General features: G+C 70.9%; 15 protein-coding genes and 1 pseudogene. 10 read left to right on the plus strand and 6 right to left on the minus strand.

The genetic code is table 11. The features are described 5' to 3' along the window. Positions 1-14: 14 nt before the first annotated feature. The 3 genes from J7I97_RS05935 to J7I97_RS05945 form a co-directional block, all read right to left on the minus strand. Complete coding sequence (locus tag J7I97_RS05935) at positions 15-656, minus strand: NADH oxidase (protein WP_214931331.1); 642 nt, start codon at positions 654-656, stop codon at positions 15-17. 123 nt (positions 657-779) lie between these two features. After that, the gene (locus J7I97_RS05940) at positions 780-1,583 is read right to left on the minus strand and encodes an AfsR/SARP family transcriptional regulator (protein WP_214931332.1); all 804 of its coding nucleotides are present in this window, start codon (positions 1,581-1,583) and stop codon (positions 780-782) included. A gap of 180 nt (positions 1,584-1,763) precedes the next feature. Further along, on the minus strand, positions 1,764-3,116 hold the full coding sequence (locus tag J7I97_RS05945; RefSeq protein ID WP_251049517.1) for an MFS transporter: 1,353 nt from the start codon (positions 3,114-3,116) through the stop codon (positions 1,764-1,766). A 226-nt stretch (positions 3,117-3,342) separates the two neighbouring features. Between J7I97_RS05945 and J7I97_RS05950 the strand changes: the two genes are divergently transcribed. Together J7I97_RS05950 and J7I97_RS38160 are read left to right on the plus strand one after the other, a co-directional pair. Beyond that, positions 3,343-3,816 carry a MarR family winged helix-turn-helix transcriptional regulator gene (locus J7I97_RS05950; protein ID WP_214931336.1) on the plus strand — a complete coding sequence of 158 codons (474 nt, stop codon included), beginning with the start codon at positions 3,343-3,345 and terminating at the stop codon, positions 3,814-3,816. A gap of 112 nt (positions 3,817-3,928) precedes the next feature. Next, a complete protein-coding gene (locus J7I97_RS38160) occupies positions 3,929-4,372 on the plus strand; it encodes a LysM peptidoglycan-binding domain-containing protein (RefSeq protein WP_251058508.1) in 444 nt (147 codons plus the stop codon). 86 nt (positions 4,373-4,458) lie between these two features. Here the strand turns inward: J7I97_RS38160 and J7I97_RS05960 are convergent, their stop codons facing one another. Further along, positions 4,459-5,163: a DUF5324 family protein gene (locus J7I97_RS05960; protein ID WP_374103560.1), complete on the minus strand. Its 705-nt coding sequence runs from the start codon at positions 5,161-5,163 to the stop codon at positions 4,459-4,461. A 149-nt stretch (positions 5,164-5,312) separates the two neighbouring features. Between J7I97_RS05960 and J7I97_RS05965 the strand changes: the two genes are divergently transcribed. Both J7I97_RS05965 and J7I97_RS05970 read left to right on the plus strand, forming a co-directional pair. Then, positions 5,313-5,840 carry a peptidylprolyl isomerase gene (locus J7I97_RS05965; RefSeq protein WP_214931507.1) on the plus strand — a complete coding sequence of 176 codons (528 nt, stop codon included), beginning with the start codon at positions 5,313-5,315 and terminating at the stop codon, positions 5,838-5,840. A 114-nt stretch (positions 5,841-5,954) separates the two neighbouring features. Continuing rightward, entirely contained in the window at positions 5,955-6,830 is an 876-nt protein-coding gene (locus J7I97_RS05970; RefSeq protein WP_214931338.1) for a rhomboid family intramembrane serine protease, read from the plus strand. A 129-nt stretch (positions 6,831-6,959) separates the two neighbouring features. On the opposite strand, the gene crgA is transcribed toward J7I97_RS05970, so the two are convergent. Then, positions 6,960-7,214 (minus strand): cell division protein CrgA, encoded by a 255-nt coding sequence (crgA, locus tag J7I97_RS05975; protein WP_214931340.1) that lies wholly within the window; start codon positions 7,212-7,214, stop codon positions 6,960-6,962. 91 nt (positions 7,215-7,305) lie between these two features. Here crgA and J7I97_RS05980 point away from each other — a divergent pair, with 91 nt between their 5' ends. The 6 genes and pseudogenes from J7I97_RS05980 to J7I97_RS06005 all read left to right on the plus strand — a co-directional run bounded on the left by J7I97_RS05980 (position 7,306) and on the right by J7I97_RS06005 (position 11,294). Beyond that, the gene (locus J7I97_RS05980) at positions 7,306-8,100 is read left to right on the plus strand and encodes a DUF881 domain-containing protein (protein ID WP_214931342.1); all 795 of its coding nucleotides are present in this window, start codon (positions 7,306-7,308) and stop codon (positions 8,098-8,100) included. After that, on the plus strand, positions 8,051-8,839 hold the full coding sequence (locus J7I97_RS05985) for a class E sortase (RefSeq protein ID WP_214931343.1): 789 nt from the start codon (positions 8,051-8,053) through the stop codon (positions 8,837-8,839). Before J7I97_RS05980 ends, J7I97_RS05985 begins: the two co-directional genes overlap by 50 nt. An 80-nt stretch (positions 8,840-8,919) precedes the next feature. Next, complete coding sequence (locus J7I97_RS05990; RefSeq protein WP_214931345.1) at positions 8,920-9,096, plus strand: hypothetical protein; 177 nt, start codon at positions 8,920-8,922, stop codon at positions 9,094-9,096. After that, a complete protein-coding gene (locus tag J7I97_RS05995) occupies positions 9,093-9,731 on the plus strand; it encodes an aminodeoxychorismate/anthranilate synthase component II (protein ID WP_214931347.1) in 639 nt (212 codons plus the stop codon). The genes J7I97_RS05990 and J7I97_RS05995 overlap by 4 nt, the downstream gene beginning before the upstream one ends. After that, positions 9,704-10,543, plus strand: a pseudogene (locus J7I97_RS06000) (class E sortase); the annotation flags it as partial. The gene J7I97_RS05995 and the pseudogene J7I97_RS06000, both read left to right, overlap by 28 nt. 10 nt (positions 10,544-10,553) lie before the next feature. After that, the gene (locus J7I97_RS06005; RefSeq protein WP_214931351.1) at positions 10,554-11,294 is read left to right on the plus strand and encodes a class E sortase; all 741 of its coding nucleotides are present in this window, start codon (positions 10,554-10,556) and stop codon (positions 11,292-11,294) included. A gap of 223 nt (positions 11,295-11,517) precedes the next feature. Here the strand turns inward: J7I97_RS06005 and pknB are convergent, their stop codons facing one another. Beyond that, a complete protein-coding gene (pknB, locus tag J7I97_RS06010) occupies positions 11,518-13,533 on the minus strand; it encodes a Stk1 family PASTA domain-containing Ser/Thr kinase (RefSeq protein WP_214931353.1) in 2,016 nt (671 codons plus the stop codon). Positions 13,534-13,550 lie beyond the last annotated feature (17 nt).

Raw genomic sequence — 13,550 nt, forward strand, 5'->3', positions numbered from 1 at the left:
TGCCGGTCACGGCACTAGCCCTCCGCGCCCGGTTCCCCGCCGGGGTCGTCCACGGTCGTGACCATCCCGGCGGCGCACAGGTACCCGATGATGTCCTCGGTCACCTGCGGCGGCAGCGGCAGCGCCTTCGAAGCCGCGTCGGGTGTGGTCGGCCAGGCCAGCATCGTCGCCACCCAGGCCGCCTCGGGGCGGTGCAGCACCACCCGGTGCGGGGAGTCCACCGACTCCAGCACGCAGCCGATGCCCGACTCCGGGACGCTGAGCGCCACGTGCCGGGGCAGCCGTACGCGCCGCTCGCGGGGCTGGCGTACCAGCACGAACGGCGCCGCCGGCGACAGCGGGAGCACCGACAGCAGCGGCCCCATCAGGTCGTCCACGCCGAGGGTGCGCACCACGAGGTGCGACAGCTTGCTGAGGGTCGGCAGCATGACCACGTACAGGTCCTCTGACCCGTTCAGGGCGTTGGCCAGCAGCACCGGCCCCAGCTCCATCCGCCGCAGCACCTCGCGTACCACCGGGGCGGGCCGGTCGAGCCGTTCCTGCCCCCAGCGGCTGGTGAGGACCAAGGAGTCGCTGCCCGCGTGCTGGTCGACGACCACGTCCTCGGACAGCGACCAGAGATGGACGGTTGGGGCATCCCCAGTCGTGCGCCGCATATCGCACCTCTCTTGCCCGGCGGCGGGATTTGTCGAGTATGAGGCCGGGCCCGAGCCTCACGACAGCCACTGAGTCATACAGTGGCCATGAACTTTTCACGTCCGGTGCGCGCACCGTCGGTACTACAGGGCGACCAGGGCCGGCCCCGCGGCCGGCGCGTCCAGCGTCGGATCACAGCCCAGCACCGACCGGTGCAGTTCCTGGAGCCGCCGCGACGGCTCGATCCCCAACTCCCGTACATAGGTGGACCTCAGCCCCCGGAACACCTCCAGTGCGCGCGAGGCCCGCCCGCTGCGGTACAGCGCGAGGATCAACTGGGCGTGCAGGTTCTCCTGCAACGGGTACAGCGTCGTCAGCGCCATCAGCTCGCTCACCAGCCGGGTGTGCGCGCCGAGCCGCAACTCCGCCCCGATCCGGGCCTCCAGGGCCGCCAGCCGCACCTCGTCCAGCCGCAGCGCCTCGGCCCGCAGGACCCCGCCCTGCTGTACGTCGTCCAGCGCTGGCCCCCGCCACATGGCGAGCCCGGCCCCCAGCAGCCGCGCACCCTGCTCGTCGTCCCCGGACGCGAGGGCCCGGTTGGCGTCGGCCACGGTCGCCTCGAAGTCCCGCGCGTCGACACCGGCGGCCGCGGAAACGAGCCGGTAGCCGCCGTAGCCCCGCGCCACGATCTCCTTGGGGTCGGCGGCGGAGACCTGGGCGATCCGTTGCCGCAGGTGCTTCACGTACGTCTGCACGGCGGCGGACGGCCCGCTCGGCGGACACCCGCCCCACAGCTCCTCGACGATCGCCCCCATGCTGACCTCGCGCCCCAGGTTCACGGCCAGCAGCGCCAGCAGCCTGCGCTGTTTCGCCGCACTGGGTACGACGGACCTGCCGCCGACCGTGACGATGAGAGGCCCCAACAGCCCGATCTCCAGCCGCTCCATGCCCACTCTCCCTTCGGGTGACGGCATCAGGCTCCCACCCGCACCCACCGGCGGGACAGTTACGCCGACACCACTTGGCCGTGAAGCAACGCCCCGTCCGGCATGAGAACTTCACACGCGCGGCGTACAGCGGGGAGCCCCGGCCGGTGCGTCAGGCACCGACCGGGGCTCCGGCGACACTCACACGCGACTGCGGTCGCTCCGCAGGAAGGCCGCGGTGAGGGCGATCGCGGCCAGCAGCAGCCCGGCGCCGATGCCGAAGGCCAGGTGGTAGCCACCGGTGAGTGCTTCGGCCCGGCCGCGGCCGGCCGAGGCCAGGGACGCAGTGCGGGAGGCCGCCAGGGTGGAGAGGACGGCCACGCCGAGGGCCATGCCGATCTGCTGAGTGGTGTTGAACAGCCCCGACGCGAGCCCCGCGTCCTCCGCGTCGGCGGCGGACATGCCCAGCGCGGTGAGGGCCGGAAGGACCAGGCCGCCGCCGGAGATGAGGAGCATCACCGGGAGCAGATCGCCCACGTAATCGGCGTCCACGGGCAGCCGGACCAGCAGGGCCAGGGCCAGGAGGAGCAGGGCGAGGCCGGCCAGCAGGACGTTGCGGGCGCCGAAGCGGGAGTTCAGCCGGGCCGAGACGCCGAGGGAAACCGCGCCGATCATCACGGCGGCGGGGAGCATCGCGAGGCCGGTCTCGGCGGCGCCGTAGCCCAGGACCTTCTGCATGTGGAGGGCGACGAGGATCTGGAAGGAGAACAGGGCCCCCATGATCAGCATCTGGATCAGGTTGGCGCCGACCACGCTGCGCGAACGGAGGATCCGCAGCGGCATCAGCGGGGTACGGGCCTTGGCCTGGCGCACCAGGAAGGCGGCGAGCAGGGCCGCCGAGAGCGCCCCGAGCCCCAGGGTGTGGGCGGAGACCCAGCCGTACTCCTCCACCTCGACCACGCTGTAGATGCCCGTCATCAGCCCGGCGGTGACCAGGACGGCACCGAGGACGTCGGCGCCGGAGCGCAGGCCCTGGCCCTCGTCGGAGGGGAGCGCGGGCAGGGCCAGCAGCAGGGCGGCGAGCCCGATGGGCAGGTTGATGAAGAAGATCCAGTGCCAGTCGAGGGCGTCGGTGAGGACCCCGCCGAGCACCTGGCCCAGGGAGGCTCCGACGGCGCCGGTGAAGGAGAACACGGCGATGGCCTTGTTCCGCTCCCGGGCCTCGGTGAACAGGGTGATCAGAATGCCGAGGCTGACGGCGGAGCTCATCGCGCTGCCGACGCCTTGGAGGAAGCGGGCGGCCACCAGCACCGCGGGGGAGGAGGCGAACCCGGCGAGCAACGAGGCGGCGGTGAAGACGGCGGTGCCGGCCAGGAACATCCGCTTGCGGCCGAGCAGGTCGCCGAGCCGGCCGGCGAGGAGCAACAGGCTGCCGAAGGCGATCAGGTAGGCGTTGACGACCCAGCTGAGGCCGGCGGGGGTGAAGCCGAGGCCGTCCTGGATGGCCGGCATGGCGACGGTGACGATGCTGCCGTCGAGGATCGTCACCAGCATGCCGGTGGAGAGCACGGCGAGGGCGGTCCAGCGCGAACGCAGCCCGTGCGGGACGGCCGGGCCTTCGGCGACGGGGGTGGCGAGGGGCGCGACGGGGGCGACGGGGGCGGCAACGGGGGCGGAGGCAGGCATCGGTCTCTCCAGTCAGTGAGGGCCATTGATATGACCGTAGCAGATGGTTCCGTTGCAGACTATTTATTTCGGACCGGATTGTTAGACTGCTGCCATGACCGCCATGGCGCCCACCCGGACCCAGCCCGACCTGTCCTTCCTCCTGGACCACACCAGCCACGTCCTGCGCACCCGCATGGCAGCGGCCCTGGGAGAGATCGGCCTCACCGCCCGCATGCACTGCGTCCTCGTCCACGCGGTGGGCGAGGAGCGCACCCAGATCCAGCTCGCCGAGATCGGCGACATGGACAAGACGACGATGGTGGTCACCATCGACGCCCTGGAGAAGGCCGGACTGGCCGAGCGGCGCCCGTCCACCAAGGACCGGCGGGCGCGGATCATCGCCGTCACCGACAAGGGCGCGGCCGTCGCCGTCGAGAGCCAGCGCATCGTCGACCAGGTCCACGCCGACGCCGTTGCCTCGCTGGCCCCCGCCGATCGCGAAGCCCTGCTGCGCGGTCTCACCCTCCTCGCCGGAGGCGACCTGGAGACCCCGTCCGAAAGCCCGGCCCGCCGCGCCCGTCAGTGAGCCGCCCGGTCCGCCGTTCGGCCCAGTCACGGGGCCGCCCGGCGCCCCGTGTCCGACAGTGGGGGAAGGCACCCGGCCCAGGGTGGCCCCACCACGCCGGAGGCGTACACACATGGGACTCTTCGACTTCCTGAAATCCGACAAGAAGAAGGCGCGGGAGCAGGTGGAGCAGCAGCGGCCCGTCGGCTCGCCGCCACCCGCGGCGGGCACCCCCTCCTCCATGGGCGGGAAGTACACCGACGCCGCCGAGGCGACCAGGGCGGCCGCCGAGCGCATGTCCGCCGCCGCGCCGCCGAAACCCGCGGCGCCCCCGCACACGCCGACCCCCGGGTCGGCCGCGCACAAGGCGGTCCCCGCGGCCCCGGCCCCCAAGCCCGCTCCCGCCGCCAAGAAGCGCACGTACACCGTCAAGCCCGGCGACTCGCTCTCCGCGATCGCCCGCCGCGAGCTCGGCAACGAGGGCCGGTGGCGCGAGCTCTACGCCATGAACAAGGGCGTCGTCGGCACCAACCCCGACCTCATCCGTCCGGGCATGGTCCTCACCCTCCCCAACTGAGCCCCTCCCCGGCCGAGTACGCGGAAGGGGGGCCCCTTCCGCGTACTCGGCCGTACTTGGCCGTGGCCGTACTCGGCCGTCAGAACCTACTCGTCCGAGGCCGCGTCGCGCTCCTTCGCCGCCAGTTCGTCGTCGAAGGTCGCCGGCTCGCCCTCGCGCGAGGAGAGCTCCGTCGCCGCCGGCGGTTCGACGAGCCAGTCCGGGTTCGACTGCTGGTCCCACCACCTCCAGGCCAGGAAGGCGCCGCCCGCCAGCAGGCCGACGACGGCCACGCCCTTGAGCACCCGGCCCCTGCGCGCCCGCCGCTCATGGCGCCGCACCAGGCGCTGCACCTCCTTGGCCGTCACCTGGCCGCGCAGCGCCGCCAGTGCCGCCACCGACCGCGACGCGGCTTCCTCGGCCATCGGCTGGGCCGCGGCGATCGCGGTCCCGATCCGCGGCTGCGTGTACTCGGCCGCCTGGCGCGCCGCCAGGCGCGTCTGCTTCACCGCCTTCGTCGCCGCCCGGTCCACGTTCGGCGGCACGTGCGTGCGCGCCGAGTGGAGCCGGGGCTGCAGATGGCAGTCGTACGCGGTACGGGCCTGCCGCGCCGCCTCATGGGCCGCGTACGACATCTTCGGCGCCAGCCGCTCATTCGCCTCGTGCGCGTAATGCACAGCCGCGTCCTTGGCGGTTTCTGCGTACGGCGCCACCACTTCCGCTGCGTGCCGGACACTATCCCTGGCGCTCTCGGCGGCCAGGCGCACGCTGTCCTTGCGGGTCACGGGATCCTCCTCCTCGGTGGCGGACACAGTTCACCTTTCCACCCTTTGTCGGATCATGCCTGCCATAGCGCCGGACGGCATGCGTGACAGGGCATACGGGTGGAGGATTTTCCGCGGAGGGATGCACTCCGTGCGAGGATCTGACACTGACAGTGATGACTATGGAAGGCAGATTCGTGGCCGAGAAGCTCTACGCCACCCTGAAGACCACCCACGGCGACATCGAGATCGAGCTGCTGGAGAACTTCGCCCCGAAGACCGTGCGGAACTTCGTGGAGCTTGCCACCGGCGCCCGCGAGTGGACCCGGCCGACCGACGGCCAGAAGACCATGGATCCGCTGTACGACGGCACCGTCTTCCACCGTGTCATCAGCGGTTTCATGATCCAGGGCGGCGACCCCCTCGGCAACGGCACGGGCGGTCCCGGCTACCAGTTCGCCGACGAGTTCCACCCCGACCTGGCCTTCACCAAGCCCTACCTGCTCGCCATGGCCAACGCCGGCCCGGCCACCAACGGCTCGCAGTTCTTCATCACCGTCGCCCCCACCGCCTGGCTCACGCGCAAGCACACCATCTTCGGCGAGGTCACCGACAAGGCCAGCCGGCTGGTCGTGGACACGATCGCCGGCCTGCCGACCAACCCGCGCACCGACCGCCCCCAGGAAGACGTGATCATCAAGTCGGTCACCGTCGAGAAGCGCTGACTCCCGGCGGCCGCCCGAGAGGCGCCCGGGAACCTTTGCGCCCCGCCCGTCCGTACTGGATACATACCGGACCGGCGGGGCACACCTCTGTCACGCCGCTGATCGAGGGGACCGATGGACACCGACCGTCTGCCGGGCTGCTACCGCCACCCGGACCGCGACACGGGGATCCGCTGCACCCGCTGCGAGCGCCCCATCTGCCCGGAGTGCATGATCAGCGCCTCGGTCGGCTTCCAGTGCCCCGAATGCGTCCGCGAGGGTTCCGGTACGGGCCACCGCCCGGCCGCGAACGCGCCGCGCACCGTCGTGGGCGGGACGGTCGCCGCCGATCCCCACCTCGTCACCAAGATCCTGATCGGGATCAATGCCGCGGTGTTCCTGCTGGGCTTCGCCGTGCCGCCGCTGGTGGTCCAGATGGAGCTGCTCGGCCGCTATGCCGAATTCCTCGGCGCCCCGGTCGAGGGAATTTCCACCGGCCAGTACTACCGCCTGCTGACCTCGGTGTTCCTGCATGTGGAGCTGTGGCACATCGCCGGGAACATGATCGGCCTGTGGGTCATCGGCGGCCCGCTGGAGGCGGCCCTCGGCCGGGCCCGCTATCTCGCCGTCTACCTGCTGTCGGGCCTGGGCGGCAGCGCCCTCGTCTACCTGCTGACCCCGCCGAACACCCCGACCCTCGGCGCGTCGGGCGCCGTCTTCGGCCTGCTCGGCGCCACCGTCGTGCTGGTGCGCCGACTGCGCTACGAGATGCGGCCGGTGGTGACCATGGTCGTGCTGATGCTGGTGCTGACCTTCGTGCCGTTCGGCGGCGGCCTGAGCGTGTCCTGGCAGGCCCATGTCGGCGGGCTGGTCACCGGCGCGCTCGTCGGGGCGGGCCTGCTCCTGCCCACCGCCGGCAGGAACCGCACACTCATCCAGTGGGGTACCTGTGTGGTGGTGTTCCTGCTGGCAGCAGCGCTGATCGTGGTCCGGACGACCGCACTCACCTGATCACACCGGCGTCAACTCTCCACAGAGTTATCCACAGATCTTCTGTCTTTTCCTCAGGTGTGGATGACGCTGTGGATAACTCATGGGGAGAGCTTCCCTCGCCGGTGCTACTGCGCTACGGGCGGCGCTTTACTTCCACTGCGTGGAGACGCCGAATCCCGCCGCGATGAATCCGAAACCGACCACAATGTTCCAATTGCCCAGCGATTCGATGGGCAGCTGGGTGTCGGTCACGTAGAAGACGACAATCCACGCGAGACCGATCAGGAAGAACGCCAGCATGACCGGCGCGACCCAGCTGCGGTTGGTCAGCCTGATGGTCTGCGCCTGCTTCGCCGGCGGCGGCGTGTAGTCGTCCTTCTTGCGGATACGTGACTTCGGCACGAGGGGCTCTCCTGTCGATGCGCTGGGGACCTTGCCTGCCCCGGGCGTCCGTTAGCGTAGTGGACCTGTGGCGTTGAAGGAGAAGGGTACGTTGAGCGATTCCGACGACTCCTCCGCGGGTCCCCCTCGCCGGTTCAAACCGGTCCGGTTGCTGACGGCCACGGTATTCGCCCTGGCCGGGCTCATTTTCGTCACCAGCTTCAACACTTCCAAGGGTACGAACATCCGCACGGACGCCTCGCTCCTGAGGCTGTCCGACCTCATCCACGAACGCAGTCAGAGCAATGCCGCGCTGGAGGAGGCCGCGGGCGCCGCGCGCCGCCGGGTGGACACCCTCGCCGAGCGGGACGACGGCAGCACCGCCGCCGAGGACGCCCGGCTGGCCGCCCTGCGCGCCGCGTCCGGCACCGAGGAGCTCGCCGGCAAGGGCCTCACGGTCACCCTCAACGACGCCCCGCCCAACGCCACCGCCCGCATCCCCAACGTGCCCGAGCCGCAGCCCAACGACCTGGTGATCCACCAGCAGGACCTCCAGGCCGTGGTCAACGCCCTCTGGCAGGGCGGCGCCGAGGGCATCCAGGTCATGGACCAGCGCCTCATCTCCACCAGCGCGGTGCGCTGCGTGGGCAACACCCTGATCCTCCAGGGCCGGGTCTACTCGCCCCCCTACAAGGTGTCCGCGGTCGGCGACCCGGCGGCGCTGCGCAAGGCCCTCGCGGCCTCCCCGGCGCTGCAGAACTACCAGCTGTACGTCAACGCGTACGGGCTCGGCTGGAAAGTGGACGAACACAAGGCACTGACACTGCCCGGCTACTCCGGCACAGTGGACCTCCACTATGCGAAGCCCGTGGCCCCCTCGTCCGCGTCCGCGACGAATACGCCCTGACGTCGTACTGCGCCTGGTGGTACGGACGTTCAGCGAGGTGTGCCTGACCGTCGGCACCCTGATCGTGCTGTTCGTCGCGTACGTCCTGCTGTGGACCGGGGTCAAGGCCGACCGGGCCATGGACGGGGAGATGGCCCGGCTGCGCGACCGCTGGGCGGCGTCGGCCCCCGCGCCCGCGCCGAGCTCCAGGCCCTCGAGCCGGCCGCAGGAGCAGCCCGCCGAGCCCGCCGACCCGCCCGCCGCCCCGCCCGCCGACCCGCCCGGCTACCCCGGGGGGCAGGCCTTCGCCGAGATGTACATCCCCCGCTTCGGCCCGGACTGGAACAAGCCGGTGCTGGAGGGGACGGGCACCGAGCTGCTGAAGAAGGGCCTCGGCCACTACGAGGGCACCGCCCGCCTCGGCGCCGCCGGGAACTTCTCCGTGGCCGGCCACCGGCGGACGTACGGGGACCCCTTCAAGGACTTCCCCGAGCTGCGCCCGGGGGACGCCGTGATCCTCAAGGACGCGGCGGGCTGGTACACGTACACCGTCCGCAACGCACCGCTGCGCACCCTGCCGACCGAGGTCGGGGTGGTCGACCCGGTGCCGCGCAGGTCGCCGTTCACGGGCCCCGGCCGGTATCTGACGCTGACGACCTGCGATCCCGAATGGGGCCACAGCCACCGGCTGGTCGTCTGGGCCGAACTGACCGGTACCAGGCCGGTCTCCCAGGGCAGGCCGGAGGGATTGCGCGGGTGACCCCCCTCGCGTGGCCGCTGCCTTTAGTCTGTTGCGGTACCGCCTCCGCGGTGCGTGGAACGGAAAGGCAAGCAGACGGCATGTACGGCTGGATCTGGCGGCATCTGCCGGGCAACGCGTGGGTACGCGCGATGATCTCCCTCGTACTGGTCCTCGCGGTGGTGTTCGTGCTGTTCCAGTACGTCTTCCCGTGGGCCGAGCCGCTCCTTCCGTTCAACGATGTGACGGTGGACGAGGGATCGGGAGCCACTCCGTGAGCGCGCGCATTCTGGTTGTCGACAATTACGACAGCTTTGTCTTCAACCTGGTCCAGTACCTGTACCAGCTCGGCGCGGAATGCGAGGTGCTGCGCAACGACGAGGTCGAGCTCGCGCACGCGCAGGACGGCTTCGACGGCGTACTGCTGTCGCCCGGGCCGGGCACCCCGGAAGAGGCGGGCGTCTGCGTCGACATGGTCCGCCACTGCGCGGAAACGGGCGTTCCGGTCTTCGGCGTCTGCCTGGGCATGCAGTCGATGGCGGTCGCCTACGGAGGGGTCGTGGACCGCGCCCCCGAGCTGCTGCACGGCAAGACCTCGCCGGTCGTCCACGAGGGGCAGGGCGTCTTCGAGGGGCTGCCGTCACCGTTCACCGCGACCCGCTACCACTCCCTCGCGGCCGAGCCGGGCACCCTGCCGGACGCGCTGGAGGTCACGGCGCGCACGGAGGACGGGATCATCATGGGGCTGCGGCACCGTGAGCACGACGTGGAGGGTGTGCAGTTCCACCCGGAGTCGGTGCTGACCGAGTGGGGCCACCGGATGCTCGCGAACTGGCTGGTGCGGTGCGGTGACGCGGGTGCCGTGGAGCGCTCGGTGGGGCTGGCCCCGGTGGTGGGCAAGGCCGTCGCGTGAGCGCGGTCGCGCAGCCCGCGCCCACCGAGGGCCGGGCCGCGCGGCGCAGGGCAGCGCAGGAGGCCGCGAAACGCACGCGGAGGCGGGGGCGGCGGCGCAGGCGCCCGGTGTCGGGCGGCCCGCTCGTCGTCGCCAGCCGGCTGGCCGGAGAGCTGTTCATCACGCTGGGCCTGGTGATGCTGCTGTTCGTGGCCTACCAGCTCTGGTACACGAACCTGCTGGCGGAGCGGACGGCGAACGGGGCCGCGGGATCGCTGCGCAAGGACTGGGATCGGGACGCGGGCGACAGCGGCGCGGCGGCCGGCTCGGCGGGAGCGGCGTTCGAGCCGGGCCAGGGCTTCGCGATCCTGTACATCCCGAAGCTGGACGTGAAGGTGCCGGTGGCGGAGGGCATCAGCAAGCCGAAGGTGCTCGACAAGGGAATGGTCGGGCACTACGGCGAGGGCGCGCTCAAGTCGGCGATGCCGGCGGACAAGCAGGGCAACTTCGCCGTGGCCGGGCACCGGAACACGCACGGTGAACCGTTCCGCTACATCAACCGGCTCGCGCCGGGCGATCCGGTCGTGGTCGAGACGCGGGACGCGTACTACACGTACGAGATGACCTCGGTGCTGCCGCAGACGCCGCCGGCCAACGTGTCGGTGATCAAGCCGGTGCCGGTGGGGTCGGGCTTCACCGCTCCGGGCCGCTACATCACGCTGACGACCTGCACCCCGGAGTTCACCAGCACCTACCGGATGATCGTATGGGGCAGGATGACCGATGAACGCCCCCGCAGCCAGGGCGCTCCGCCCGCGCTGACCAGCCCGTAGAGGATCCGCAGTGTCACGTGCCCGCCGACGTCGCCCCGCCGCAGCCGCGCCGAACGTGAACCGCGGCGTGCTCGCGGGATTCCTGAGCCTGCTGGGCGAGTTCCTGATCACGGTGGGCCTGGTGCTCGGCCTGTTCGTGGCGTACTCCCTGTGGTGGACGAACGTCCTGGCGGACCGGCAGGCGTCGGCGCGGGGCGACGAGGTCCGCCGGCAGTGGGTCCAGGCGGTGCCCGGTGCCGGGGCGCCCTCGGCGCCCGGGGCGCTGGACACGAAGGACGGCATCGGCTTCCTGCACGTACCGGCGATGAAGAACGGCGAGGTCCTGGTCAAGCGGGGCTCCTCGCCGGAGGTCCTGAACGACGGTGTCGCCGGCTACTACACGGAACCGGTGAAGTCGGCGCTGCCGTGGGACAAGTCGGGGAACTTCTCGCTGGCGGCGCACCGGGACGGGCACGGGGCGAAGTTCCACAACATCGACAAGCTGAAGAACGGCGACGCGGTCGTCTTCGAGACGCGGGACACCTGGTACGTGTACAAGGTCTTCGCGGAGCTGCGGCAGACGTCGAAGTACAACGTGGACGTGATCTCCGCGGTCCCGAAGGAGTCGGGCAGGACCGCCCCGGGCCGCTACATCACCCTGACGACCTGCACCCCGGTCTACACGTCGAAGTACCGGTACATCGTGTGGGGCGAGCTGGTCCGCACCGAGAAGGTCGACGACAAGCGCACCCGGCCGGCCGAGCTCCGCTGACGGGCCCCTCCCGCGCCTCCCGGCCCTCCTGCCCCTTCCGCCCCTCCCGCCCCTCCCCGTGCCTCCTGAGCCTCCAGAGGCCCCTGTGGGCGGCTGCGGGCCACCCGGGCGCCCGCGAGGTCAAGGTTCCGCTTACGAAGCCGCAGACGGGCCTGCAGAGGCCGGAAAAAGCCCGGTCCCTCTCGGTGAGAGGGACCGGGCTTCGTCACTGCTGCCGCTCGGGCTAGCGACGTCCTCCGCTGAGACCGCCGAAGAACCCGTTGCCGCCGTCCTGCTGGCCGGCCATCGTCTGGAGGTTGACCACCGTGCCGGCCGGGACCGGGCTGCCCGCGGGCGGGTCGGAGGCCAGCACCCTGGCGTTGTCGTCCGTCGGGCCCGAGAGGACCGCGCCGAAGGTCAGGTTCGCCTTCTGGAGCTCCTGCTTGGCTTCCTTGACGGTCTTACCGGCCAGCTGCGGGACCTGGGTCGGCTGGGCGGCCGCCTTCGAGATCGTGATGCTGACCGAGTCACCCGGCTTGAGCTCCTGGCCGGCCGGGAACTGCTGCTGGAAGACCGTCTTCGGCGGGACCGCCGGGTTGTCGGCCTCGGTGACGCTGCCCAGCTTCAGCTTGGCGCCCTGGAGCGCCTTGGAGGCCGCTTCCTTCGTCATTCCGTTGAGGTCCGGGACCGCAGCCTTCGCCTGCTCCTTGGCCACGGTCAGCGTGATCGTGGAGCCCGTTTCGGCCTCGGTGCCGCTCTTCGGGTTCTGGTCCAGGACCGTCCCGGCGGTGCGGTCGGACTCCTGGGTCTTCTTCTCGACCTGGAAGCCCTTGTCCTTGAGCGTCTTCTCCGCGTTCTCGTACGTCATGTTCAGCACGTCGAGCACCGGCACCTTGGGCGCGCCCGAGGAGATCTTGACCTTGACGACGGAGTCCTGGTCGACCTTGGTGTCGGGCGCCGGGCTCTGCGTGCAGACGTTGCCCTTGGGCTGTCCGGCGCAGGGTTCCTCGCCGTCCTTCTCCACCTTCAGGCCGACGTTGGTGCCGCTCTGCTGTGCCTTCTCGAAGGTCTCGCCGATGAACTTGGGCACGATGGGCCGGTTGTCGGCCTCGTTGCCGAAGAGGGACCGGCCGATGAGGATGGCGCCGACCAGCACGAGGACGCCGGCGACGACCAGCAGGATCGTCGAGACCCTGCTTTTCTTCTGCCGGCCGCGGCCGCGGCCCTGGTCGTAGCCGCCCTGGTCGCCGTACCCGTAGCCGTCGCCGCCGCCCGGGGGCATCGGCGGGAGCATCGAGGTCTGGCCGGCGTCGGCGGCGCGCAGCGCGGTGGTGGGCTGGTCGTAGCCCTGGTGACCGTAGCCGCCCTGGTCGGGGTAGCCGTAGCCGGCGGTGCCCATGGAGGCGGTCGCCGCGACGGGCTGTCCTTCGAGGCAGGCCTCGATGTCCGCGCGCATCTCGTCGGCGGACTGGTAGCGGTAGTCGGGGTCCTTGACCAGCGCCTTCAACACGATCGCGTCCATCTCGGGCGTGATCTCGGGGTCGAAGTTCGACGGGGGCTGAGGCTCTTCCCGTACGTGCTGGTAGGCGACGGCCACCGGGGAGTCGCCGACGAACGGCGGACGGACGCTGAGCAGCTCGTAGAGCAGGCAGCCGGCGGAGTAGAGGTCAGATCGCGCGTCGACCTGCTCGCCCTTGGCCTGCTCCGGGGAGAGGTACTGGGCGGTGCCGATGACGGCGGCCGTCTGCGTCATGGTCATGCCGGAGTCGCCCATGGCGCGGGCGATGCCGAAGTCCATGACCTTGACCTGGCCGGTGCGGGTGAGCATGACGTTGGCGGGCTTGATGTCACGGTGGACGATGCCGGCGCGGTGCGAGTACTCGAGCGCCTGGAGGATGCCGATGCACATCTCCAGGGTGCGCTCGGGCAGCAGCTTGCGCCCCGAGTGCAGGAGTTCGCGCAGGGTGGAGCCGTCGACGTACTCCATCACGATGTACGGGATGGAGATGTTGTCGACGTAGTCCTCGCCGGTGTCGTAGACCGCGACGATCGCCGGGTGGTTCAGCGACGCGGCCGACTGGGCCTCGCGCCGGAACCGGGCCTGGAAGGACGGGTCGCGGGCGAGATCGGCGCGCAGGGTCTTGACGGCGACGGTACGGCCGAGCCGGGTGTCGTGACCGAGGTAGACCTCGGCCATGCCACCACGGCCGAGCACGTGGCTCAGCTCGTACCGGCCGCCGAGGCGACGCGGCTCTTCCATAACGTTGCAGCCCTCTC

Source organism: Streptomyces sp. ISL-87 (assembly GCF_018614095.1).
In the GTDB taxonomy this organism is placed as follows: Bacteria; Actinomycetota; Actinomycetes; order Streptomycetales; family Streptomycetaceae; genus Streptomyces.

Coding starts and splice junctions, on each gene's coding strand:
- J7I97_RS05950 (WP_214931336.1), top strand. CDS start 3,343: ATGACCGCCATGGCGCCCACCCGGACCCAGCCCGACCTGTCCTTCCTC.
- J7I97_RS05990 (WP_214931345.1), top strand. CDS start 8,920: ATGTACGGCTGGATCTGGCGGCATCTGCCGGGCAACGCGTGGGTACGC.
- J7I97_RS05935 (WP_214931331.1), bottom strand. CDS start 656: ATGCGGCGCACGACTGGGGATGCCCCAACCGTCCATCTCTGGTCGCTG.
- J7I97_RS05945 (WP_251049517.1), bottom strand. CDS start 3,116: ATGCTGGTGACGATCCTCGACGGCAGCATCGTCACCGTCGCCATGCCG.
- J7I97_RS05940 (WP_214931332.1), bottom strand. CDS start 1,583: ATGGAGCGGCTGGAGATCGGGCTGTTGGGGCCTCTCATCGTCACGGTC.
- J7I97_RS05985 (WP_214931343.1), top strand. CDS start 8,051: ATGCGAAGCCCGTGGCCCCCTCGTCCGCGTCCGCGACGAATACGCCCT.
- pknB (WP_214931353.1), bottom strand. CDS start 13,533: ATGGAAGAGCCGCGTCGCCTCGGCGGCCGGTACGAGCTGAGCCACGTG.
- J7I97_RS05970 (WP_214931338.1), top strand. CDS start 5,955: ATGGACACCGACCGTCTGCCGGGCTGCTACCGCCACCCGGACCGCGAC.
- J7I97_RS38160 (WP_251058508.1), top strand. CDS start 3,929: ATGGGACTCTTCGACTTCCTGAAATCCGACAAGAAGAAGGCGCGGGAG.